Annotated in this window: 18 protein-coding genes; 6 read left to right on the top strand and 12 right to left on the bottom strand. The window is 42.6% G+C overall.

Annotation, left to right across the window (positions count from 1 at the left end):
* Positions 1-82 precede the first annotated feature (82 nt).
* From BLS59_RS03810 to BLS59_RS03795, 4 genes are all read left to right on the top strand, one after another.
* The gene (locus tag BLS59_RS03810) at positions 83-2,893 is read left to right on the top strand and encodes a TonB-dependent receptor (protein WP_091145092.1); all 2,811 of its coding nucleotides are present in this window, start codon (positions 83-85) and stop codon (positions 2,891-2,893) included.
* Positions 2,884-3,693 carry a DUF4249 family protein gene (locus tag BLS59_RS03805; protein WP_091144533.1) on the top strand — a complete coding sequence of 270 codons (810 nt, stop codon included), beginning with the start codon at positions 2,884-2,886 and terminating at the stop codon, positions 3,691-3,693. The genes BLS59_RS03810 and BLS59_RS03805 overlap by 10 nt, the downstream gene beginning before the upstream one ends.
* Before the next feature lie 409 nt (positions 3,694-4,102).
* Positions 4,103-9,409, top strand: a complete 5,307-nt coding sequence (locus BLS59_RS03800; protein WP_091144530.1) for an Ig-like domain-containing protein — start codon at positions 4,103-4,105, stop codon at positions 9,407-9,409.
* 124 nt (positions 9,410-9,533) lie between these two features.
* Positions 9,534-11,885, top strand: a complete 2,352-nt coding sequence (locus BLS59_RS03795) for a S9 family peptidase (RefSeq protein ID WP_091144526.1) — start codon at positions 9,534-9,536, stop codon at positions 11,883-11,885.
* Positions 11,886-11,950: 65 nt separating this feature from the next.
* On the opposite strand, the gene BLS59_RS03790 is transcribed toward BLS59_RS03795, so the two are convergent.
* The 6 genes from BLS59_RS03790 to BLS59_RS03765 form a co-directional block, all read right to left on the bottom strand.
* Positions 11,951-12,469: a DUF6886 family protein gene (locus tag BLS59_RS03790; protein ID WP_091144523.1), complete on the bottom strand. Its 519-nt coding sequence runs from the start codon at positions 12,467-12,469 to the stop codon at positions 11,951-11,953.
* Between the two features lie 128 nt (positions 12,470-12,597).
* On the bottom strand, positions 12,598-13,770 hold the full coding sequence (gene dnaJ / locus BLS59_RS03785; protein WP_091144519.1) for a molecular chaperone DnaJ: 1,173 nt from the start codon (positions 13,768-13,770) through the stop codon (positions 12,598-12,600).
* A gap of 166 nt (positions 13,771-13,936) precedes the next feature.
* Positions 13,937-14,539 (bottom strand): nucleotide exchange factor GrpE, encoded by a 603-nt coding sequence (locus tag BLS59_RS03780; protein WP_240315142.1) that lies wholly within the window; start codon positions 14,537-14,539, stop codon positions 13,937-13,939.
* 223 nt (positions 14,540-14,762) lie between these two features.
* The gene (locus BLS59_RS03775; RefSeq protein ID WP_091144516.1) at positions 14,763-15,443 is read right to left on the bottom strand and encodes a cell division ATP-binding protein FtsE; all 681 of its coding nucleotides are present in this window, start codon (positions 15,441-15,443) and stop codon (positions 14,763-14,765) included.
* 5 nt (positions 15,444-15,448) lie between these two features.
* On the bottom strand, positions 15,449-15,652 hold the full coding sequence (locus BLS59_RS03770; RefSeq protein ID WP_076378137.1) for a fructose-6-phosphate aldolase: 204 nt from the start codon (positions 15,650-15,652) through the stop codon (positions 15,449-15,451).
* A 110-nt stretch (positions 15,653-15,762) separates the two neighbouring features.
* Positions 15,763-16,788: an acyl-CoA reductase gene (locus tag BLS59_RS03765; RefSeq protein WP_091144513.1), complete on the bottom strand. Its 1,026-nt coding sequence runs from the start codon at positions 16,786-16,788 to the stop codon at positions 15,763-15,765.
* A gap of 101 nt (positions 16,789-16,889) precedes the next feature.
* Here BLS59_RS03765 and BLS59_RS03760 point away from each other — a divergent pair, with 101 nt between their 5' ends.
* Together BLS59_RS03760 and BLS59_RS03755 are read left to right on the top strand one after the other, a co-directional pair.
* Positions 16,890-17,243, top strand: coding sequence for a 4Fe-4S dicluster domain-containing protein (locus tag BLS59_RS03760; protein ID WP_091144510.1), 354 nt, complete (start codon positions 16,890-16,892; stop codon positions 17,241-17,243).
* A gap of 225 nt (positions 17,244-17,468) precedes the next feature.
* Positions 17,469-18,230 carry a C40 family peptidase gene (locus tag BLS59_RS03755; RefSeq protein ID WP_091144506.1) on the top strand — a complete coding sequence of 254 codons (762 nt, stop codon included), beginning with the start codon at positions 17,469-17,471 and terminating at the stop codon, positions 18,228-18,230.
* 14 nt (positions 18,231-18,244) lie between these two features.
* Here the strand turns inward: BLS59_RS03755 and BLS59_RS03750 are convergent, their stop codons facing one another.
* The 6 genes from BLS59_RS03750 to hisH form a co-directional block, all read right to left on the bottom strand.
* Positions 18,245-21,553: a T9SS type A sorting domain-containing protein gene (locus BLS59_RS03750; protein ID WP_091144503.1), complete on the bottom strand. Its 3,309-nt coding sequence runs from the start codon at positions 21,551-21,553 to the stop codon at positions 18,245-18,247.
* Between the two features lie 252 nt (positions 21,554-21,805).
* Positions 21,806-22,708 carry a WD40 repeat domain-containing protein gene (locus BLS59_RS03745; RefSeq protein WP_091144501.1) on the bottom strand — a complete coding sequence of 301 codons (903 nt, stop codon included), beginning with the start codon at positions 22,706-22,708 and terminating at the stop codon, positions 21,806-21,808.
* Between the two features lie 87 nt (positions 22,709-22,795).
* A complete protein-coding gene (gene hisIE / locus BLS59_RS03740; protein ID WP_091144499.1) occupies positions 22,796-23,383 on the bottom strand; it encodes a bifunctional phosphoribosyl-AMP cyclohydrolase/phosphoribosyl-ATP diphosphatase HisIE in 588 nt (195 codons plus the stop codon).
* 165 nt (positions 23,384-23,548) lie between these two features.
* Positions 23,549-24,304, bottom strand: a complete 756-nt coding sequence (gene hisF, locus BLS59_RS03735) for an imidazole glycerol phosphate synthase subunit HisF (protein ID WP_091144497.1) — start codon at positions 24,302-24,304, stop codon at positions 23,549-23,551.
* A 121-nt stretch (positions 24,305-24,425) separates the two neighbouring features.
* Positions 24,426-25,175 (bottom strand): 1-(5-phosphoribosyl)-5-[(5-phosphoribosylamino)methylideneamino]imidazole-4-carboxamide isomerase, encoded by a 750-nt coding sequence (locus BLS59_RS03730; RefSeq protein ID WP_091144494.1) that lies wholly within the window; start codon positions 25,173-25,175, stop codon positions 24,426-24,428.
* A gap of 5 nt (positions 25,176-25,180) precedes the next feature.
* A complete protein-coding gene (hisH, locus tag BLS59_RS03725; RefSeq protein ID WP_091144490.1) occupies positions 25,181-25,771 on the bottom strand; it encodes an imidazole glycerol phosphate synthase subunit HisH in 591 nt (196 codons plus the stop codon).
* Positions 25,772-25,841 lie beyond the last annotated feature (70 nt).

Below are 25,841 nucleotides of genomic sequence, written 5' to 3'. Positions count from 1 at the left end.
TACACAATACCCGCTGTGGTCGCTTTTATTTTAGGGGGTTAAAAACATCATGCAATTTCGATGCAAAGAAAATGTGCCCCTGATGAAGAAATTTTCCCTATTACTATTGATCTCCATTGCTGCATACCACCAGGCCCAAAGCCAGCAAACGCAGCAAAAACTTAAAAAGATTACCATTGACCATTTCTTTTCATGCCAGTTGGATCTGTTGTTTGATACCCTGGCTATGGATCATCATTTACGAATAGTTTTCGACCGCCAGCCTTTACATGAGATGGATGTAGTTGAACACTTTTTTGAAGAACCGCTTAAAGATGTGCTGGCCAAAGTATGTAATGAAAACGGCCTTAAATATTGGATAGAATCTTCCGGCACCATCTACATTTTAAAGAATACCGATGATTTGGCAAGGCTTAAACAAATGAATCAGTTAAACCTGAAATCAAAGGATGCCATAAAAGCCAAAAAAGAAATTGCAGCCCCGCTGGAATTGCCCAAACACTTTTTAATAAGTCTTAACGGCCGGGTGATAGATCAGCTTACCGGCGAATCGTTGCCATCGGCATCTGTAAGGATCAAAAATAGCGAGCTGAGTACCACCACCAATAGCGAAGGTTATTTTACCCTGCTGCGTGTACCTTCAGATACTTCTGTTGTTGAAGTGGTTTACACTGGTTATCAAACAGATCAGTTCAGGCTCAATAGCGGTAATATTAACAGTACACTGATATGCGGTTTGTATTCGTCGCTAAATACCCTTAACGAGGTTACCATCAACGGAAAAAAGAGCGGCGTTATGAATACCGATAGCCGTCAGGTAGGAGTATTGCAGCTTTCACCGGCCAATTTAGATAAACTGCCAAGCATTGGTGATAAGGATATTTTACGCGCCTTTCAATTGATGCCTGGCGTAAGCGGTACCAATGAATCATCATCCGGTGCCTATGTGCGCGGCGGTACGCCAGATCAGAATCTTGTTTTACTGGACGGTTTTACCATATACCAGGTAGATCACCTTTACGGTTTCTTTAGTGCCTTTAACGCAAGCGCGGTTAAGGATGTGCAATTATACAAAGGCGGCTTTACATCTAAATACGGCGGGCGCTTATCCAGTGTTACAGAAATTAACGGGAAAGAGGGCAACAAAAACGAAACCAACATCGGTACCGATTTAAGCCTGCTCAGCGCCAGTATGAACCTGGAAACACCGCTTTCGCCAAAATCAACATTGTTGCTGGCCATCAGAAGATCATACCAGGGACCATTGTATGATAAAATATTTAAACAGTTTACTGCCTCAACTACTACGCAAGCCGGAGGCGGCACAGGCGGACGTGGTTTGGGCGGAAGGGGCGGCTTTGGCGGTGGTTTTGCCAACCAGGTAACCCCGAGCTCGTATTTTTATGATGCCAACGCCAAATACACCTATACCATTAGTCAAAAAGATAAGGTTTCATGGAGTTTGTATACGGGTACCGATAAAACAGATAATAGCCGAGATCTTGGTTTGCCACCGGGATTATCAGGGTCCGGTGCAGGCATCGCGATAACCGATTATACCAAGTACGGCAACCTCGGTAGCAGTATCAAATGGTTCAGACAGTGGAATAAAAAGCTGTACTCCAACAACTACATCACCTATTCATCTTATTTTAATGACCGTAACAGGGGGAGCTCGGGTGGGTCGGCGCTTGACTCGAACGGAATTGCGCACAGTATTAATAATACCACCCTCGAAACCAATAACCTAAAAGATGAAACCTTTAAATCTGAATGGGAGTGGCAGGCGGATAATAAGTACAAACTATTGTTTGGCGGCTTTGCATCGCACAAAAAAATAGATTATGAATATACACAGGGCGATACCACACAACTCATCAATCAACATAACAATGCCAGCTTGGGCGGTGTTTATGCCGAGCTTTCTATCGATCCTAACAGTAAATTCCATATTCAACCCGGTATTCGTACAACCTATTATGGGCCAACAGGCAGACCTTATTTTGAACCCCGCCTCTCGGCAAGCTATAACCTGACAGACAGGCTTACGGTCAAAGGAGCTACCGGACAGTTTTATCAGTTCGAGAACCAGGTTATTCGCGAGGATATATTAGCCGGTAACCGAAACTTTTGGGTATTATCAAACAATAACAACATCCCGGTGGGGAGCTCAAGGCACTACATTACTGGTTTAAGTTATGAAAATGATAACTTTTTGGTTAGTTTGGAAGGCTATTATAAAACCTTGAGCGGCCTTACCCAATATACCGTCAGGCAAACCCAAACGGGAGGAGGGGGAGGTTTTGGAGGCTTTGGCCAAAATCAAACCCTTACGGTAACTGAGGATTTTTACCAGGGAGTTGGTCGCGCTGAAGGCCTTGAACTTTTGGTGCAGAAAAAGTTGGGTAGGTATACAGGTTGGGTTAGCTATACTTTGGCCAAGGCCGAAAATAAGTTCTCGGCATTTGGAAATGATTATTACGCCGCCGATCAGGATGTACGGCATGAGTTTAAATCTATCAACATGTATCATTACCAGCGATGGAACTTTGCTGCTACCTTTCTATTTAGCACCGGGCACCCTTATACTGCACCATTAGCCAGCTATACCATTAAAACAGCTGATGGCAATCCAACTACTTACTTAACCATCAGTGATAAAAATGGCGAGCGTTTACCTGCTTATCAGCGGCTTGATATGTCGGTATCTTATGATCTGCTTAAAATTGACGGTCATAAAGTGGGCAGTATAGGCTTGTCATTGTTTAACGTTTACAACCACACAAACATCTGGTATCGCGAATACCAGATCCAGAATAACCAGGTTATCACTACCAATGTTAATTACCTGGGCTTTACACCAAACATTACCCTTAGTTTAAAATGGAAATAAAAACATACTTTCGATATATCATCATTCTTGCATCTGGTTTTTTGATGCTGGCTTCCTGCAAAAAAAATAGTGTAGGTCTTGATTATATTAACAAACCGGTTGTTGAGGCTTTCCTGGTGCCCGGTCAGCCACTTAGTGTAAAGGTTTATACACAAAAAGATCTGGCAGATACCGCAGTTTATGGTGCTGCGCTTACCGGTTTAAATTTGAGCGTTAGCGATGGCAGCAAGTCTGTTCAACTAACAGAATCTGCAAGTGGTGTTTATACCAATGCCGATCTGGCGTTCATTACATCGGGTAAAAGCTATACCCTGCAATTTACTTATGATAACGTAGTGGTAAGTGCAAGTACAACTATGCCCGGTAAACCAGTTGGTTTTAAGTTAACCGATAGTGTTTTTTATGTGCCGGTAACTATTGACCCCGCTTATGCAACCAAGGTGCTGGCAACTGCCACATGGACAAACCCCGACTCATTAAACTATGTACTATTGTTTAAGAACACCGATAGCGATCCTTTCAACATTATAACCGTACGCAGTAACAATAAACCAAGTTTTCAGGTAAATACCGAGGGTGCCGCCATCTACAACATGACGCAATCAAGCTTTAATTATTACGGGCATTACCAGGTGATACTTTTAAGGGTTAATGACGAGTATATCAACCTGCTAAAAAGTAACAGCCGCGGCAGCTCGCAAAACTTAACCAACCCACCAACCAACGTAAACAATGGCTTGGGTATTTTTACAGCAATGCAGTCCGATACATTAGCTTTACGGGTAACTTTAAAACAGTAGCATTTAATTTAACCGGGCAATTTCGATAGTTATGCCTGTTTTGTAAATTATTTTATTGTTAATTTTTTCGCTTCTGTCAGTGCAGTCACACATTGGCATCTTATGTCGATTTATTTGTTCGTGGCTGATTGATAGGTATTTTGCGTTGATTTTAACGCTTTTCGGGCGTAATCCAGTTTCTCCTGCGCTAATATTTCCAAAAGGTAAATAGCATACTACCTATATCAAATTTAATTATTCTGGCATATTTTATAATTTCGCATCAAAAAAGACAGTAGTGCACTAAACATTTTTGTACTCTTTTTCGTATGAGGAAACATTAAAATGCTTTATCGCTATCGGAGCATAAAACCAACCTTCACCTAATTATCAGAAGTGCGCAAAACTAAATGGATATTAAGGTTAATTGATGAAGATTCGTTTACTTATATTATTTCTTCTATTCTCATCTTCACAGGTATTTAGCCAGTGTACTTTAGCCGTTAATATCTCGTCGTCCGAAGCCGCTATATGTTCTGGCAGCACAGTTATTTTAACTGCCAATACATCAGGAGGCACAGGGCCTTTTACTTATGTATGGAGTACCGGCGAAACCACACAAACAATACCTGTAAATAAGGCTGGCAAATACACCGTAACAGTAACAGATAAAACACCCGGATGCTCGCCAGTACAGGCAAGCAAGGATATGACGGTATCGCCGGTACCCGATGCTCCTACTGCACGGGGTAAAGTAGTTTGCCCAAATAGCACTGCCGATCTTATTGCTACCGGCCCCGGCGGCGCTTATGAATGGTATGATGCGGACGGGAATTTTTTAAAAGCAGGCGCAGGTTATACCACACCACCTGTTACTGGTTTTACAACCTATTATGTTCAAACAACTGTTGGTGGCTGTACCAGTTTAAGAACAGCGGTTAATGTAAATATCACTGGCCGGCCTACTGTTACGCCGGCAACTATATGTGCAGGCAGTCGGGCTACCTTAATAGCCGCCGGTGGCGACAGTTACGCATGGTACGATACGCCAACGTCTACTACTATCATTACTACTTCAGACAGGCTTACTACGCCCATACTCACCTCAACCAGGTCATACTATGTAGAGGCCATAATAAACGGCTGTACAAGTCCCCGTACGAAGGTGACGGCTACGGTTGGAGCGCCGCCATCGCCGCCAGTAGTTGTTAATCCGGGTGGCGTTTGCTCTGGTTCGGTAGTTATGCTTCATGCTGATGTGCCGGAGGGTATTATTGATTGGTATTCAACTCCAACGGGTGGTACGTCTTTAATTTCCAGTCCGGATTATACCACGCAGCCCCTTATTACCAACACTACTTTTTACGTACAAACAACGTTAAACGATTGCCAAAGCCAACGTATAGCTGTTAATATTACGGTAAATCCCATACCAATTGCACCAGATCCGCAAACGGTAACAACATGTTACAACAGCCGTGTTAATTTAACCGCGAGTGCCAGTCCATCGGGTACCTACAAATGGTTTGACGCACCTACAGGGGGGCACCAGGTTTCTGCGGATAATGTTTTTCTTACGCCGCCACTTATACGCAACACGACCTATTATGTGTCAGTTACCAGGGCCGATTGCGGTAGTGCGCGCACGCCTGTAAATGTTATTGTTAATGCATCTATAACGGCACCATCGGTATCACCGGCAACAATTTGCAATGGTTCCACTGCGGTTTTGACGCCAATGTCGCCCGCTGGCTCTTATGATTGGTTTAATGTGCCTACTGGTGGAAACCCAATCTTTACTGGTAATAGCTTTACCACACCGCCGCTTACCGCAAGCGCTGTATATTATGTACAAAATACAGTATCCGGTTGTACAAGTGCGAGAACCTCTGTTAATGTAACGGTATTGCCGATAATTGCCGCCCCAACCGTAGCAGGCACAACTGTATGCTCTGGTAGCTCGGCTATACTTACCGCAACCGGCTCAAGCGGAAGTTACGAATGGTACGATGTAGCAACAGGCGGAACGCCAATATCTGATTCACCTGTATTTGAAACCGATGCATTAACAGCTACAAAAACTTACTACGTACTGGCAACGCAAAACGGCTGCCAAAGTGAGCGGAAAGCAGTTGTGGTAACAGTGAACGCAACCCCGCCTATGCCTACTGCACCAGATGGGCCTACTATTTGCCCCGGTTTAATTGCTCATTTAACAGCATCGTCATCCGGCGGGGGAAATATATCATGGTATGGAAGCCCGGCTGGTAATGATCTGCTTTCGTCCACCGATAATTATGATACCCCGCACTTATTTGCAACAACAACTTTTTACGTTCAAAATAATGTGGGTGATTGCAATAGCCCGAGAAAAGCAGTAACTGTAACGGTGAATACCGGGGGGACCACATTTCAGTATTCTTCTGGTACTTACAGTAAAACGGGAGGTAACCCTACGCCTGTAATAGTTAACCCTTCGGGTGGAACGTTTAGCGCGTCGCCGGCTGGACTTGTATTTGTGAGCAACAGCACAGGCCAGATTGACGTTGGTGCGAGCGCTGTTGGTACTTATACCGTAACCTTAACCAGTCCGGGTACATGCTCCGGTACCTATACCACAACGGTAACTATCACTAATAGTCCTTTAACGGGTTTTAGATACAATGGGCCTTTTTGTCAGGGAGGAAATAATCCCTTCCCTGTTTTCGCCAACGGAGCCAGCGCGGGTATTTTCACAGCACCTTCCGGGCTAGTTTTTGTTAATACAACAACGGGACAAATTAATTTGAATGGTAGTACTGCGGGTACCTATACGGTTACCAATACAATACCAGCCAGTGGTGCTGCGCCGGCAGTTTCTTCTTCGACCAGTGTTACTATAGTTAAAAAAGTGGTGATTGATGCCGGACCCGATCAGCGGAAGCAGACAGGTAGCCTGGTCAACTTAGCGGGCGCTGCAAGTAGTGGAGGTGTTACATGGTCTGGTGGGGGCGGCACCTTCTCCAATCCAGCATCTAAAAACGCCATTTATACACCTGCAGTTGGCGAAACTCATGTTACCTTAACCTTAACGTCAAACAGTGCAACTGCCCCCTGCAGCATATCATCAGATAATGTTGATATTTACTTTTTTGATACGCCGCCTGCACCAGATGCTCAGGGTGCTTCCATTTGTCTGGGCAGCAATACCACGCTATCGGCAACCGCACCTGGTGGTACTTATCGGTGGTATGATATGCCAACAGCCGGAACATTGCTTGAAACTGGTCCGGTGTTTAAAATAATCGGACTTACGGTTACAACAACTTACTACGTTCAAACTACTTTAAATGGCCTTACAAGCCCACGAAAAGCAGTAACTGTAACAGTAAATAATACCTCGGCGGCACCTGCTGCTCAAGGGGCAACGGTATGCAGTGGTAGTTTTACAACACTTACTGCAACAGGAGCAACAGGTACTTACGAGTGGTACGATGTTCCGGTTGGTGGACAAAGACTATCTATAGAGGCCGGATTTCTCACGCCGTTGTTATATGCCAATACAACTTATTATGTACAATCCGTTTTAGGGAATTGTATAAGTGCACGCACCCCGGTTAATGTATTAGTTACGCCGGTGCCAGTGATTACCAGTGGTTTTGGCGATGCAGTTTGTAGCGGCACCACATTAAATTATACAATAACTGCCGATTTGCCGGGTACAACTTTTTCATGGGACAGGGCGGCTGTGCCGGGTATTAGCAATGCAGCAGTAGTTGGCAGCACTGCAGGGATTATTGATGAAACATTAATAAATACAGGTAGTACTCCAATTGATGTAAGTTACCTGATAACCCCTACATCCAATAACTGCTCGGGGATACCTTTTGAATACAAGGTTACCGTAAATCCTACACCCTATGTTACAGGCGACAAAACCGCCACTATTTGCAACGAAACTACAGATAATTATCCCATCACCTTTAATACTACTGGTACTTCCTTTACCTGGAGCAGGACTGCGGTTGATGGCATAAGCAACGCACCAGTATCCGGGCAGGGAGCAAACGTAATACGGGAGGTTTTATTCAATACAAGTAATGCACCAATTGATGTTATCTACACAATTAACAGCAAAACAAGTACCTGTCAGGGAAGCCCTTTTAGTTTAACTATGACAGTTAATCCCGGGGTTAATATTACCAGCGATCCCTTTGGCAGCACTTGCAGCGGTACAGCATTAAATTATATCATTAAATCAAATATTCCTTCGGCAACGTTTGCGTGGGAGCGGGCAGCTGTTAATAATATCAGTAACCCAGCTGCGAGCGGCAATTCGTCTACCCTTAATGAAACTTTGATAAATACAGGAGCTAATGCTGTTAACGTTACTTACATAATTACGCCAACTGCTTTTGGATGCGCGGGTAAGCCGTTCGCTTACATTGTTGCTGTTTCTCCTCAACCTGCAACGCCGGTTGCCAATAGTAATTCACCAATTTGTGTGGGTAATACTATTGAATTATCTACCCGACCGGTTCCAAGGGCAACCTACATGTGGACGGGACCGAATGGGTACACGAGTACAGAACAAAATCCTAAGATACCCAATGCTACGATTGCTAATTCAGGTATTTATAACCTGTATATTATAATCAACGATTGTACAAGTCTTGCCGGCAGTAAGGAAGTTGTTGTAAATGAACTGCCCCATACCGATGCAGGGGAGCCGGGTAAGTTTTGTGTAACCACTACAAGTATTCCGCTTGATGGTAAGGTGACAGGTGGTACCACAACCGGATTTTGGGCAACTACCGGCAATGGTACTTTTGCTTCAAACACAAGCGAATTGGTTAATATATATCATCCGTCGGCACAAGATATAGCTGCAGGTAAGGTTACACTTATTCTTACATCTACAAGTCCCGATCTTTGTTCTGATACATCACATCGGGTAATAATATTTGGCTCATCACCGGGGGCAGACGCTGGTGGTGATATTTCCGTTTGCTCCCAGGAAACAAGGGTATTGCTATCGGGTAAAATTCTGATACCGAATGGTACGGGTGTATGGACATCGCCAACTAATGGGTCATTTAGCCCCTCGGCAAATCAAACAGATAATCAAGCGCCTATTTACTATATACCAAATGCGCAGGATGTAGCAAATGGCTCGGTTACGTTAACCTTACATGCCAATAATTCTGGCCAGTGTTTTGATCCTACCGACGATATGGTGATTAAACTTATTCCACCACCAACTGTAGATGCCGGTGGAATAAGGTACGTGCTTAAAGATCATACTATCACTTTAAATCCTACAGTTAGTGATGAAAATGTAACCTATAACTGGTCGCCCAATATTAATATCAGCAGTACTACGGTTAAAAATCCGGTTATAACGGGCGATATTGATCGCACATATGTACTCACAGTTACTGATAGTAGGGGGTGTGTAAGTCCGGTTAGTCAAACTTTTATCCGGGTTTCGCCTATAATTGATGTTCCAAATACTTTTACACCTAACGGTGACGGCTTTAATGACAAATGGGAAATAGCCGGGTTGGTGGCTTATGAAAATTGCACAGTGGATATCTTTAACAGATATGGTACAAAGCTATTTCACGCTAAGGGGTACCCGACACCCTGGGATGGCAAGTATAATGGTGCGTTGGTGCCACCTGGTGTATACTACTACATCATTGATACTAAAATGAACGGCAGAGTTATTACCGGTAATGTGACAATTATCAGATAGATACACAGGTGCTTTTATTAAAATCTTAATTTATAATGGTATAACAAGCATTAAATCTGCAAAATGGTAAAAAAGCATTATTTTGCACAAGTTTGATTTTACCTCACCTCATTAATTTATAAGTATGAATAAATATGTACTCACTGTAGCGGCATTTTCCTGTGCCCTGAGTGCCTACGCGCAGCAAGGCGGCTCATTAACCGAAAAAGATTACGAGCACGCCGAAAGCCTTATGGGCTATAATACAGAACAGTTTGTTGATCATGGCAGCGTTAGACCAAATTGGTTGCCCGGCGATAAATTCTGGTACCGCATATTAACCGCGCAGGGCAGCGAATTTATTTTGGTTGATCCCCTGAAGAAAACCAAAACAGCAGCTTTCGATCAGCAGAAACTGGCCGAAGCGTTATCAACCAAGGCAGGCAAAAAATATGATGCGGCTAAATTGCCATTTCAATCAATCAGTTACTCGGCCGATGGGGAATATATTTCATTTTTTGCGGCCGGACAGAGCTACAAATGGAGTACTAAAAGCTATCTTTTTGCAGATGAGGCAACACAGGCAAGCGAGCACGGCAACGGCAGCCGCATAGGCCGAAGAAACAGGGGCAATGAAGTTTTATCGCCGGATGGCAATAAAGGGGCTTTTATAAAAGATTATAACCTATGGGTGCGTGACGTTAAAACAGGCACGCAAACACAACTTACCACCGATGGTATAAAAGATTTTGGCTATGCTACCGACAATGCAGGTTGGCAATCATCAGATGGTGCCATATTGCGCTGGTCGCCAGATTCAAAGAAGATAGCTACTTTCAGGCAGGATCAGCGTAAAGTAGGCGATATGTACCTGGTTACAACCAACGTTGGCACACCCAGCCTCATGTCGTGGAAATATCCTTTGCCGGGCGATAAGGAAATTGCCACTATTCAGCGTGTAATTATTGAGGTTGATAAACCAAAGGTAATTGATATACAGGTTGCACCAGATCCACATAGGGCTACCCTTAGCGATGATATTTCAAGCAGCGGTACTTTTGATGATGTTGACTGGAATGCGGATGCATCTAAACTGGCTTTCGTATCTACCTCGCGCGATCATAAGCAGGAGAAATTTCGTATTGCTGATGCCGCCACTGGTGCCGTACGTGAAGTATTTGAAGAAAATGTTGCCACGCAATATGAATCGGGCCAGGGAACTATCAATTGGCGCTATTTGGCTAAAACAAATGAGATCATTTGGTATTCGGAGCGTGACAACTGGGGGCACCTTTATTTGTATGATGCCCTTACAGGCAAGGTTAAAAATCAGATAACCAAAGGCAGCTGGCTTGTAACCCAACTGGTTAAAATTGATGAGAAAAATCGGGTGCTTTATTTTATAGCAGATGGCCGCCAGCCCGAAAATCCATATTTTAGTCAGTTATGTAAAATTGGTTTCGACGGAAAGCATTTCGCAGTACTTACGCCCGAAGCAGGCAATCATTCATTAACTTTCTCTCCGTCAGAAAATTATTTCATCGATAGCTATTCTAAGCCGGATGTTGCCCCGGTAAGCGTATTGCGTAATCTGGACGGTAAGCTAATTACCCAATTGGAGAAAACAGATGTTTCAAGATTGACTGCAACAGGTTGGAAACCACCAATGCCTTTCACAGTTAAAGCGCACGACGGCCAAACTGATCTTTACGGACTGATGTTTACGCCAACAAATCTCGATGCAACAAAAAAATACCCTATTATAAACTACATCTATCCTGGGCCGCAGGGTGGCAGCGTTGGTAGTTGGTCGTTTTCGAGCGCAAGGGGAGATAACCAGGCGCTGGCCGATTTAGGCTTTGTGGTGGTTGCTATAGAAGGAACCAGTAACCCGCTGCGGTCAAAAAGCTATCATGATATGAACTACGGTCATATGTCTGAAAATACCCTGCCCGATCAGATCAGCGGGATGCAGCAGTTGGCGCAGAAGTATCCTTATATTGATATAGATAAAGTAGGTATCTGGGGCCATTCTGGCGGTGGTTTTGCTACAGCGGCGGCCATGTTCCGCTTCCCTGATTTTTTTAAGGTAGGCATCTCAGAATCTGGAAATCATGATAACCGCAACTACGAGGACGATTGGGGCGAACGTTACATCGGTTTATTAACTAAACAAGCCGACGGTACATCAAACTACGAAAGCCAGGCAAATCAGAACTATGCTAAAAACCTGAAAGGCAAACTGATGCTTGCTCACGGTTTAATGGATAATAATGTGCCGCCATATAATACCCTGCTGGTGGTAGAGGCGTTAGAAAAAGCCAATAAAGATTACGACCTGGTGGTATTCCCTAATAATGCGCATGGTTACGGCGCGTATTCGCCATATATGATGCGCCGCCGCTGGGATTATTTTGTGCGTAATTTGCTGGGTGCAAGCACACCTTATGAGTACCAGCTAAAGGCAAAGCCTGATCCGCGAAACCAGGTTCAATAGCTTAACCAAACTTAAAAGAAAGCCTGCAAAATTCATCGATTTGCAGGCTTTCTTTTTTATCCAGTTCAAAGTGCGTTCCGCATTCTTATCAGGGAAAAATTAAGGGTCGAATTAGCCACGGCCGCAGCTAATTCCTTAAGATTTGGCGTAAATCTGAGTTCAACGTTACCTTTCAGTATTTCCGTTATGGGGTTTGATATGACGCGTTCTGCAATTGGTTCTACCGACAAATATGATACATAATACCCGGCACACTCATCAATGATCGTAAAGTTATCTGTAGGGAACTCGTAACAATAAAGCGTTGTATCCGCAACGCGCTGATACCACGCGCGCTCTACAGTAATGATATAATGAGCATTGGACGAACCCCAAAACTTGGCCTTATCGGCAGCTGAGGTATTGGCAGATGCATAATAAGTTACTCTCGGGCATTCGCGCGGCAACAAATAATTATGCAGTAACCGGTCTGATATGGCAAATACGACATCATCCTCAATCTGTTCAAATACAGATGGTGACGGTCGGGGCTCAAATAGTTCTATTCCGGGCTGCTCGCTGATGTGGAATAACCTAAGGGGCATACTCTCTGATTTTGGCCTAAGATAATTAGAAAATGGAGTTCTCTCTATAGTGCAAAAAACAAAAAGCCCGGAGTCATAACAACCCCGGGCTTTTAATGCTTTCAGCTTTCCGCCTTTGGCTTTAAGCCTTACTCAAAATATTCCTTCATCCTGTCGAAAAAGCTTTTTTCGTTTTTACCGGGATTGGGTTTGAAGTTAGGTGACGCCTGTAGTTTTTCAAGTATATCGCGTTCTTCTTTGCTTATTGCCTTTGGTGTCCAGATGTTGATGTGTACCAATTGATCTCCACGATGGTACGAGTTCACTTCCGGCACGCCTTTACCTTTCAGACGCAATATTTTGCCGCCCTGGGTTCCAGGATCTATTTTGATCTTCGCCTTACCATCTATAGTGGGTACCTCAACAGTGGTACCTAAAGTGGCATCCACAAAGTTTACATGCAAATCATATATTACGTTGTTACCATCGCGTTTGAGGGTTTCATGCGGAACTTCTTCTATCAGGATGATCAAGTCGCCCGGTACACCGCCGCGTGGGGCAGCGTTACCTTTGCCACTCATGCTTAACTGCATGCCTTCACTTACGCCGGCTGGTACATTTATAGTAATCAACTCTTCGCCGCGTACAACACCATCGCCATGGCAAACATTACATTTTGACAGGATGGTTGAGCCTTCGCCGTTACAGGTAGGGCAGGTGCTGGTAGTTTGCATCTGACCCAAAATTGTATTGGTTACCCGGCGCACCGCACCCGAACCTCCGCACGTTTTACATGTTTGGAATGATGCTTTATCCTTAGCGCCAGATCCGTCGCAGGTTTTACAGATGATCTGTTTGTTAACTTTTATTTTCTTTTCGGCACCGTTGGCAATTTCTTCGAGGGTTAAACGTACTTTAATACGCAGATTGCTTCCACGGGCAACACGCCTGCCGCCAGCACCGCCGCCTTGACGACCACCGCCGCCAAAAAAGCCTTCAAATGGACTGCCGCCGCCAAAGATATCACCGAACTGGCTAAATATATCATCCATGTTCATACCCTGGCCACCGTAACCACCACCGCCATTTGGTGATGATGCATTAGCCGCATGACCAAACTGGTCATAACGTTGGCGTTTTTCGGTATTGCTTAAAACTTCGTAAGCTTCAGCAGCTTCCTTAAATTTTTCTTCAGCCGCTTTATCGCCCTCGTTTTTATCCGGGTGATATTTAATAGCCATTTTACGATATGCTTTCTTTATCTCATCAGCATTGGAGCCCTTGGCAACACCCAGTATATCGTAATAATCTCTTTTAGCCATATTTTTAATGTTGAATTACTGAATTATTGAATTACTGATTTTTAATGAATGTATAAAACAGTTAATTCAAACCTTCAATCTTATGTGATCTTGTTGAGTTGACGAATTAGTGGTGAATGAAAATGAAAACTCAATAATTCAATCCCTCAATAATTCAATAATTAATTTACGCTCCTACAATTACCTTAGCAAAACGGATAACCCTGTCTTTCAGGGTGTAGCCTTTTTCCATTTCATCAATAACCTTGCCTTTAAGGTCATCGGTAGGGGCGGGTATATTTGTAATGGCTTCCTGCAGGTCGGCATCAAATGGCGTTCCTATTGATTCCATTTCTTTGAGGCCTTTTTGCGTAAGTATGTTTTTTAATTTATTTTGTATCAGCGTAACACCTTCCTTAATGGGGGCTATGTCTGTAGCTTTTTCCATTGAACGTTGCGCGCGCTCAAAATCATCCAATACGGGTAACAAAGCTACTATAAGCTCTTTGCCTTCGGTTTCGCGGGCTTCAACGCGTTCTTTTTGGGTGCGTCTTCTAAAATTGTCAAACTCGGCGTATAAACGCAGATATTTGTCATTGGCTTGCGCCAGTTCATCTTTCAGTTTATCCTCGGCAGTAGGGCCTGCAACCGGTTCTGCCTCAATGGTTTCGGTTTGTTGCGCTTGTTCCTGTGTGTCGTCAGTTATATTATCCTGGTTCACATCGTTTATGTTTTCAGGGGTATCCATATTTTCTTTCTTCTTTTTCTTCAACATATCGTTAAATTTCATAGCTGATAGTGCCAATCAAGTATCCTGCCATTGCCGTAAAGCCGACAAGCTGTCAGTGGTATGTTTCATACAAGGCAAGAGTGGCACCTTTTATGCAGGAGTGACAGGTGAATTTTGTCAGGATGGGTTGTCTGGATCAGGATTTTCAGAATTCAGGGATCAAGAGAACAATCAGTTAATAATTCTGCCCATTCTTAAATTCTGAAAATCCTGATTCAGGTAATTATATCACGGCATCCTCCAAAACCTTACCATTCTCACATTTAATAATGCGCGAAGGGAAAGTGCGGATGATGTGATAATCATGTGTGGCAATAAGTACCGCTGTACCCGATTGACTGATTTGTTTCAGCAGTAATACAATTTCCTCAGATGTTTCCGGGTCAAGGTTACCGGTTGGTTCATCGGCCAGAATAATTTCGGGATCGTTTAGCAGGGCACGGGCAATAACCACACGCTGTTGCTCGCCGCCGGAAATCTCATGCGGCATTTTTTTTAATTTTGACCGCAAGCCAACTTTTTCCAATACATCAAGCGTACGCTCAGCTATTAGTTTTTTATCGGTCCAGCCAGTGGCCCGCATAACAAAATGCAGGTTTTGCTCTATTGAACGGTCTGTGAGCAATTGAAAATCCTGAAAAACTATACCCAGCTTACGGCGCAGATACGGTACATCCTTTGACGCCAACTTGCTCAACTCGTAACCACACGCGTGGCCTGTACCATTTTTTATGTTCAGATCGCCGTAAATTACTTTAAGCAGGCTGCTTTTGCCAGATCCGGTTTGGCCAATGAGCCATACAAAATCGCCTTTATCAACATGCAGGTTAACGTTGGATAATACTAAGTGTGCCTGTTGGAAAATATCAACACCGTTTAGTTTTATAATAGAGTTTCCGATCATCTTTTTTATAGCTCTAATTTTAAGATCTGTCCAAAGGGAAGGTCTTTAATAATATTCATAATGTATTCTGCCTTATCGGCCAGCCCCACCTTATCCAGCGATTTGTCGGGCCTGTCAACCCTAAAGTAAGCCAGCAGTGTAAACTTATCATCCCTAAGCTGTACATAATCGGGTATTTTGGCAACGCCTTTGACTTTTATTATATACATTTTTTGAGGTTAAAGCTTAAAGGTTAAAGGCGAAAGGTTTTTGCATCAGATCATAACCTTTAGCCTTTAACCTTTCGGCTTTCGCCTCAAGAACCAAAGGTATTGTAATTTTAAAGATTTGACAAAAAATCCATCGTATCAATACCATCGGCATAATCCCATAATGCGGGTTGCTGGCTTTGGCCAAAACCAACCGTTTGGTTTAAAGTACTGATGCCTGCCGATGTAACAATACATTGTATATTCTCGGTTTGCTGTGCCAGTAGTTCCTGTGCCGATGTGAGTGTATCATAATAGCTAAAATATAAAACGGCCAGCGGCGATGCTATTTTTTCGTCTTCCTTTACCATCAAAAAGCCGTTATCAAGATGCTTAACACTGTTTACAAGGTAAATAGATTTGTTATAATCGTAATTGTTATTGTATTTATGATGATGGATAATAGCTTTATGATCCTCTATCGATTCGAAAAAGAAGTTAAAGTTATACCCCGCCGGCACCAGTAATTTGCTCACATTTCGGCAGCCTAAGCCGTAGTAATCAAAAATATCGTGGCCCAGATTAAACAGCTCTTCTGCCGTTTCATTACCGGTAAGCAAGGCTATACTATTGCGGTTTTTGCGGATGATGTTGGGAACCTTGCCAAAATAGTAATCAAAATAGCGCGAACTGTTGTTACTGCCGGTTGCTATAATGGCATCAAAATCGGCCAACCTGTCAACAAAACTAAATTGTGTGGCAAAGCTCTCATCAATAGCTACCAGTTTTTCTAAAATAAACTTAATTAAGCGGGCATCTTGTGACGAGGTTTTGATGAGTGCGTGATTACCTGAGGCCAGTACGCAAAGTACATCATGAAAACCTACCAGGGGAATATTGCCGGCCAAAATAAGTCCCACTTTTTTAACGGGGGAGGCTTCGTTAATTTCATATTTAGCTAACCAGACTTGTAAATCAGCTTCGTTTAGCATTTTACCCAAGGCTGTTACAGCCCGCAGAACACTTTCTGGCGTAAACCATGCATTGTAATGGCGCTCATCTTCAATTATGGTCATTAATGGCGCATCGGGTTCAATTAACGCCTTTCCTAAGCTTGAAAATGATTTTATAGAATTTTTTATACTAAATTTTGACATATATATGGTAGGTGACTAAACCCTTAAAGCCTTTTTTTGTTATATTTGTGCGCTTGTTAATTACAGGCAAAGTTAATTGAGAATATTAGATATTTAGAAATATGGCGATTAAAATCACCGATGAATGCATAAACTGTGGGGCTTGCGAGCCAGAATGCCCAAATAATGCTATTTATGATGCGGGTGCAGCATGGCGTTTTAGCGATGGTACCGGCCTTAAAGGAGTTATTGATTTTGGCGATGGTAATACGTTAAATGCCGAGGAAACTCAGGCTGCTCTATCTGATGATATATATTATATAGTACCTGATAAGTGTACCGAGTGTGTTGGTTTTCACGACGAACCTCAATGTGCAGCCGTTTGCCCGGTTGATTGCTGTGTTGATGATGAAGATATCCGTGAAAGCCAGGAAGAACTTTTGGCCAAAAAAGATTGGTTACACATGAACGAATAATAATTCCGTTTAATAATATAAAAAGGGGAAACAGCATGCTGTTTCCCCTTTTTTATGGGTGATAAAGTCAATAAATTAAATGTAAGATTAAAATTTCGCTAAATTATCCGTATAATCGTTTGCCGTATCCCCTTTGGCAATGCTAACATTTCATAAACCATAAGCCAGGCACAAGCATTTTGTGCTTACTTTATTATTGATTTTTATTTATTTTGCATTTATCCTATGGAATACGGTATTTGTAACTTGGCGGTTATTCCGCTTAGGGCCGAACCTAACGACAGAAGCGAGCAGGTGTCGCAGGTGTTATTTGGCGAAGCATTTGAAATTACGGAGTGGAAAGAAAAGTGGGTAAAGATAATTACCAGCAGTGATAGCTATGCAGGCTGGATAGGCAGGCTGCAATTTGCTATGTTGGGTCATATAGCTTATAAAGATCTCATCCATACCGAAATTCCTCTGACCTACAGAGCGGTAACACAAGCCTGGAAAATTACAGACAATAGCGTTATTTATTTACCCGCCGGCAGCTCACTTACGTTTTTGGAAGGTACAAGATGCCGCATTGGTGGCGATAAGTTTGAAATTATTGGCGAAATAGGCGAACGGGAAGACATAGCGACAACAGCAAAGTCTTTTTTAAATGCACCTTATTTATGGGGTGGCCGTACTCATTTTGGTATTGATTGTTCGGGCTTTACGCAAGTTGTTTTTAATCTTAACAAAATAAAAATAAAGCGCGATGCCAGTCAGCAGGTAAATGAAGGTGTACTTGTAAATAATATTAAGCAAGCTCGACTTGGTGATTTAGCCTTTTTTGATAATGACGAAGGTAAGGTGACCCATGTAGGTATACTGCTTAATAACGAGCATATTATCCATGCATCAGGCAAAGTAAAAATAGATCTGATAGATGACAAAGGCATTTACTCGGAAGAGTTAAAACGCCATACACATAAACTGCATAGCATCAAACGCTTTTTTTAGGTTCATTGGCTACGTTATTTTTTTACAAACTTACTTACGCCCCATACAGTTTTATCGTCATTGTTGGTTACCTGTATAATATAAGTTCCCGGTGATAAGTTACTTACATCATTTTGCCAATGCGATGCTGATGAATCCACTTTTTTCAAAACACTTCCCGCGCTGTTAATAATCTGTACGTTATATGATGGTGTATTACCTTTGGCATCAGCTGGCATCATGAAATTTATGGAGTTCGCAGTAGGGTTGGGGAAGATGTTTAAATTGTTAACAAGGTTATTTGCAATACCAATATCGTTAATACTTATGCTTTTTGAGTAAGTGATCTCTCCGTACATATAGTTAAGTTTCAGGCGATAAATATTAAGCCCTTTGGCCGGGAACTTATCTGTAAATCCGTAATTGCCAATGGCTGTTGATTTGGTAGAATCAAGACTTTCAAACGTTTTGCCATTATCAGTACTGCGCTCCAGTGAAAAACTGGTGTAATCGGCCTCGTTTTCTACCAGCCATGTTGTTTTTACACCTGTTGTCACTCTTGCCGCTGTAAAATTCAACAGGTGTAAACCTAAACGTTGATTAGGACGAACCACCAGGCTAAAGCGTTTATTGCCATACGTTGCAGGTTGATCTTTATAAATATTAAAGCTGTAAACCTTATTTGTTCTCATATCCAATGAATCATTTGTGAAGGCATCTTTTAGCCAAACTTCGTAAACTCCAGGTAAATTAACCTGACGGCTTAGTTCCAGCTTGTAAAGGCCTGAATTTACAGCGCTTACAAAAAGCGGATATACCTGCTGCGTGCTTTTTAAAAGCGGTACGCGGCTTATTGCAAGGTTTACGCTATCTGCCGATAATACAGATAAGCTTAATAATGCACCGTTCCCGCCCATATCTTCAGCATCTTCGCCATTTATGTATAATGGGCTGCATTTATAGTTGAAGCCAATAGCAATTTCATCTGTATTAATAGAATCCATACGCATTTTAAGGGCGATAACAGCATCGGGGCCACGGTCAGCATCGGGATTAGGATCTGGTGCAACAGCAATAGCTGCAAGAGGGGTATGCACGCTCATTAACTGCAAAAGGTTTGACGCGGTAGGTTGTAAGGTGCTCTTGGCAGTTTCCCGGAATGACAGCGATTGATTTGCCGCGGTGGCCTGTATAAAAAAGCCCTGGCCGCTTGCAATCATGTTACTGGCCGCGCCGGTATACAAAGCACTGGGGTTAATGGTTGTAGTTGTATCGGCAGTAGTTATCGTGCCCGATTTTTGAATATAAGCATCAAACTGGTGGGTAGACGGATTGGTAAACCAAATTGCCATAGGTGCAGTAGCCGCAGCTGGGAAATTTGCACCGTAAATAGACGACTGATTTAGTGTAGACGCCCTGTTAAATTTCTCCCAGTTTATGGTTGAAGGGTAAGGATTCCCTACAAAATTATGCCCGCGTGGCAAAGCGTTTGCTAAACTGTTATTAGTGTAGGATAATAATTTATCCGTTCTGAACCATAATATTACATCTACGGTACCCGTATTTAAATTGCCTACTTGTGTGAGCGTTACGTTTTCCGGGAAATCGTATGGCAGTGTTGTTTTTGTACCTGTTTGTGTACCGTTGTCGGTTTTGTCGCCCCTGAAAAACATCAGAAAGCCATTACCAACTGGTACGTTAACGGTGGTATCATTAACGTTTGTTTTGGTTAGCCGTTTTTGGGTGCCAATATCGTATAAGTTGGTATTGTTTATTTTGGCGATGCCTTTGTAGTTGCTGCCGGTTGTGAATCCGCCTGTTAAAGGAACGAGATCTTCCCTGTATAAATATAAAGATGGATTAGTGGTGGTTGTTACATTGAAACCGCCACCGGCTGCGCCTGATAAATATATGCTCGACAGGAGGTAATTAAAGTCGAATACCTTTGCACCGGTTATTAATGATGTTGCAGTATAAACAGACGACGACATAAACCTGTAACCTCTTTTTGACAGACTGGTACTGCTGCCCTGTATAAAGCGTTGCACCTTCACGTTTCCACTTATTGACGATCCTAAGGGCAAGGCGTCAACGCTTGCCGAGCCAATAGCATCCGACTGCAGGGTAAGATTGCCACCCGCGGCCAATGCCGAGCTTTCCTTAACCGATAATATACCTATATCATTAACAGCGAAATTGCCCGAGCTTATTGTTTTTGTACCGCCGCCTTTAAATATTACATTTCTAAATACTACTCCATTGGGGCTATCGGAGCCGCCATCTGTAAGCGACTGTGTGGTGCCTTGAAATGTAACTGTTGGGTTAGTAGCTACAGCGTCAACCTTTCCGCCTGCCGAACTCCAATTACCGGCTATAAGCAGGGCGCCGGATTGTATGTTCTTTTGCCCTGCAGATGAAAAAGTTAGGTTTTGATAGGTTGAAGGTGAATGATCAAGTTTGCCGGCAGTATTTGAGTAAACCGTTTGTGCGCTTGCGCCCGCATACTCGGTTGTGGCAATACCCGTACCGCCCGTATTACTATAAAAATCGATAGAGCCATTTATGCTTGAAGGGTCAATTGGTAGGGTATTGGTAAGTTTTAATGTAGGATTTAATGCTGAGCCGGTAGGTACATCAACACTAAAAGTGGCAATGGCAGTTGATGTTCCTATTGAAAGGAGGCCTGTAATTCCGGTAGCAGTAAGTATTTGGCCGGTAACCGTTGCAGTGCCACCTCGTAAATAAAATGCTGCGTTATTAAAGCCCAAGGGCACAACTGTTGCAAAATATGTTGTGCTGTAAACATTTATATTGCCTGTAATTGTTAAGGAGTTTACAGTTGATACAAATTGGATGAAATTTTGAGACAGGGCATTGATGTTGAACGCGGTAATTAAATCGCCGGCTTGTAAAGAGGTGCAGGTTACAGTGCCGGAGCCTGCAAGCGTACCTGTAATAACATTGCTGGATAAAAGGTTAATTTGAATAGCGCTCGGAAGTTGTATTATAGCGCCGGTTACTGCTAAGGAACCATTAACAGTAAGTGTTGACGATTGTAAAGTTCCAAAACTAAGAGATTTGCAGCTTACGCTTGTGCTTATAGTAGGCGCACTGCTGAATGTTTGATTTACCCCTATTTGGACATCATCCGTTGCACCAGGAGCATTAGATGCCGTACCAGGTACGCCCAAAAAGCCGAGAACCTTCCAGTTGGCTTTGTTTGCCCAGGCATTGTCTCCAGCGCTTCCATACCAGTCATAAACGGCGGCAAAAACAGGTTTACTTGTTAAAGATATAACAAGAGTAAAAAAAAACGTTAAAGCTATCAGCCTGAAAATGCCCATCTATGTGCCCTCCTGATAAAAAATATGCGATATTTTTGTTTAGGTAATTAAATGATAGTTGTTAACTATTAGATAATTACTTAAAGTTCAGGAATTTCTACGATGGTTTATTGGAATAGTTCTATTGTTCACCACTATGAACAAAATGAACAAACGGTATTTATATATAATTAATTTATTCCTAAAAGGAGTATGTGAAATTAACTATAAAGATATTTTTATTAAAGAAGGTTGGAGTTAAGAGAGGTGATGTTAGAATTTAATATCCCATATCATAATATTTTTATCATCGCTAACCGATAATAAGTGGTTGCCTGTCCATGCCAGTTTATTTATTGATAATGGATGGCTCGCATAACCTTTTTCGCGGCTGATGATCTTGTATAGTTTGAAATCTTCGGAGCTCCAGATCTTAATGCTTTTATCCATGCTCGCGGTGGCAAAATAGGGTTGAGTAGGATGAAAGAGGATGTGATTTACCGCAAACAGATGTGCCGGGATGTTTTTTATAAGCTGATAACCTGCTGTATCCCATATCTTCAATTGGGCATCCCGGCCGCCAGATATCAAATAAGTACCATCCGGACTGTAAGCCAGTGAAAATACTGACATGGTATGCCCATGCAGGGATTTTATCAGCGTATAATCTTCCAGGTCGTAAATTTGGATGGTGTTATCGCGGCAGCCAAAAGCAACCTGTTTCTCATCGGGAGAGATGGCAATACAACGGATAGTATCGGCTGATACTTTAATGCTATGAATTATCGCTAAATCATCCAGGCTCCAAACCGACACCGTACCATCTTCGGAGGCAATTAATAATTCCTTTTTATGGTTTACGGTTTTAATATCGAAAATTGGTTTCAGATGATGATTAAGCGATTTTGTTATTTGCTGCTGTATAAAATCAAACACCAAAACCTGACCGCTGCGCAGGCCGGTAAACAATAGGGGATAACCTACAGGGCCGTGAATAGCATAAACAGAAGCCTTAACCGGAAACATCACTTTTATAAAGGTGTTATCTTTCAGGCTCCACTCTACAATCCCCTTATCATTACCACCGGTAAATAAAATGCCTGGTTTTTGCGATAATTCCAGTGTGAAAATGGGGTTGCTATGTCCGGTTAGTTCAGCAATTTTTTCTGCGGTCATTGTTTTTAAAGTTCATGGTTAATGGTTCATAGATCATTGTAACCATGGGGATGCCATGAACCGTTAACTATGAACCATGAGCAAAAACTACTTATGTCTTTCTTCCAGATTTTTAGCGATTGTTTGCAAAGTAAGGCCTTTTTCACGAAGCAATACCAATAGGTGAAACACAAGGTCAGACGATTCATTAATCAGGTCTGTTTCAGTTTCGGCAAGGGCAGCAATAACAGTTTCCACACCTTCTTCGCCAACCTTTTGGGCTATTTTGTTTAGGCCTTTTTTGCGGAGTTTGTTCACGTACGATCCTTCAACCGGGTTATCGTACCTGTCGGCTATAATGCTTTCCAGCTCGAGGATAAAATTCTGGTTATATTCGGTTTGGAAACAGCTGCGTGAGCCGGTATGGCAAGTTGGGCCATCGGCCTTTACTTTAATAAGCAGCGTATCGCTATCGCAATCAATGCTGATGTTTTTTACATGCAAAAAATTGCTGCTTGTTTCGCCTTTGGTCCACAAGCGGTTTTTCGAGCGCGAAAAAAAGGTAACTATATTTTCTTCAACGGTTTTGTCATATGCTTCCTGGTTCATATAACCCAGCATCAACACCTCTAAAGTTTGCTCATCCTGTATAATAACCGGTACTAAACCGTCTGTTTTGCTGAAATCTATATTCATGGTATCTGTGGTCTGTATTCTGAGGTCGGTGGTCTGTTTTGTGTTTTCTACGATTTTGGTTCTGTTTTCCGAAATGAGTGATTTGTTTGTGGCTGAAAGTAATAACGCATTATTATATGCGCTAAAATACTCAGACGACTGATATCAGAACACAGACCTCAAAACTCATATCCTCACCTCAATATTATTACTTTTCAATATCTCTTTTAAATCGGGTATCAATATTTCACCATAGTGAAATACCGAAGCTGCTAAAGCTGCATCTACATTTGTTTTTTCAAATACATCAACAAAATGCTGCACCGCGCCTGCGCCACCCGATGCTATTACGGGTATATGAACGGCATCGTTAATGATCTTTAAGAGGCCGTTATCAAACCCGTTTTTGGTACCATCATGATCCATGGAGGTAAGTAGTATCTCTCCTGCACCACGGCTTTCGGCTTCCATTATCCACTCTAACGTTTCCCGCTCTGTTGGCAGGCGACCGCCGTTAAGGTGTACAATGTTTTTATCGCCTATGCTGCGGGTATCAACTGCTATCACCACAAACTGTACCCCAAATGTTTTGGCCAATTCATCAATAAGCGCCGGGTTGCGTACCGCTGCCGAGTTAATGGAAATTTTATCGGCACCTGCATTTAAAAGCGCATCAGCATCGGCAATTTCGTTAATGCCGCCGCCTATGGTAAAGGGGATATTGATTTGCCTCGCAACCGATTTTACCAGTTCTACCATTGTTTTACGACGCTCAACCGTGGCCGTAATATCCAGAAATACCAGTTCGTCGGCACCCTGGCGCGAGTAGTTCCAGGCCAGTTCAACTGGGTCGCCGGCATCACGCAGATCAACGAAGTTTACACCTTTTACGGTGCGGCCATCTTTAACATCTAAACAAGGGATAATTCTTTTTGCAAGCATGGTTATGTAAATATGTCACATCGAGCAACTAAGCAATCTCATTATGCCGGTAGCAAACTTCGCAGGTGAGATTGCCACGCTGCGCTCGCAATGACAATTTATATTAAAAGGGTTTCGCCGCTTATATTGACATCAACGATTCCAGGTTCCAGTTTTTCACATCCTCAATGCTGATGCGGTTTTCGTAGATGGCTTTGCCCACCACAACCGACTCTACTTTCAAATGGCTTAATTTTTCTACATCATCCATTGAGCTTACGCCGCCAGATGCAATTAATTTGATAAAGGGAGAATGGTCAAGCAATTTTTCGTACAGTTCGATACCTGCACCGCCCAGTTTGCCATCCTTGTTAATATCTGTACATAAGAAACGGAAAAAACCCAATGCCAGGCATTTATCAACGTAATCCATCAATTTAATTGGCGAGCTTTCCATCCAGCCAGAGTATTTGATGACTTCATCCAACACATCTATCGCTATAACAACCTGGTCTGAACATTTGTCGCGGCCGCAGATTGATTTACCTAACTCCGGTAAAAACTCAGGGTTGGTAAGTGCCTGGGTGCCTACAATTACGCGATGTACGCCAGAATCAATAAGTTCCTTAACTTTATCAATACTGCGGATACCACCGCCATATTGTACCTTCATATCTGTTTTGCGAATCACATCAAACAGGTATTGCTGATTGGTAAAGTCGTTTTTAGCGCCGTTAAGGTCAATAATGTGAATAAAGTTGGTGCCATTGCTTTGGTAGCGCTCAATCATTTCTTCGAGCGTAACTTCATATTCTGTTACTTGTTGGTAATCGCCCTCACGCAGTCGTACTACTTTTTTATTCAGAATATCTATAGCAGGAATTATGTACATGTCTTTTATAATTTATAAAAATTAGTTAATAGTGTTTCGCCGTACGTGCCCGATTTTTCGGGGTGGAATTGTACGCCATAAAAATTATCCCGCCAAATTGATGCCGAAAATTTATTGTTGTAATTTGCAGACGATAAAGTATATGCTTCATCGTACTCAATAAAGTATGAATGTACAAAGTAAAAGTGTGAACCTGACGGTATATTTTCAAATAGCGGGTTTTCCTTTTGAGGAAATACCTGGTTCCAGCCGGTGTGCGGCACCTTGTATAAATTACTATCCTTAAACCTTAATGTTTTAATTGGGAAGAGATTCAGCAGGTTAGAATTGCCTTCTTCGGAGTAGGAGGTGAGTAATTGCATACCCACGCAAATACCCAAAGTGGGTTTGTTGAGCGCCTTAATTGTAGGCACCAATCCGGTTTGCTCCAGCTTTTTCATTGCTGCACCGGCATGGCCTACGCCGGGAATAATATAACGGTCATATTGCTCAAAATCGGCCTCGCTGTTTATCATCCCATAGGGAATACCCAAACGTTCCAAAGCCGCTGTGAGCGAAAATATATTACCGGCGCCGTATCTTATTATGCCTATCATTTTAGTTTGCAGTTATTAGTTTGCAGTTGGCTTCAATTTGCTTGTCAAACTTATAACTGCTGACTGCAAA

Source organism: Mucilaginibacter pineti (assembly GCF_900101875.1).
Lineage (GTDB): Bacteria > Bacteroidota > Bacteroidia > Sphingobacteriales > Sphingobacteriaceae > Mucilaginibacter > Mucilaginibacter pineti.
Note: the sequence above shows the minus strand (reverse complement) of the source record. Positions and strands in the feature narration are given on the sequence as shown.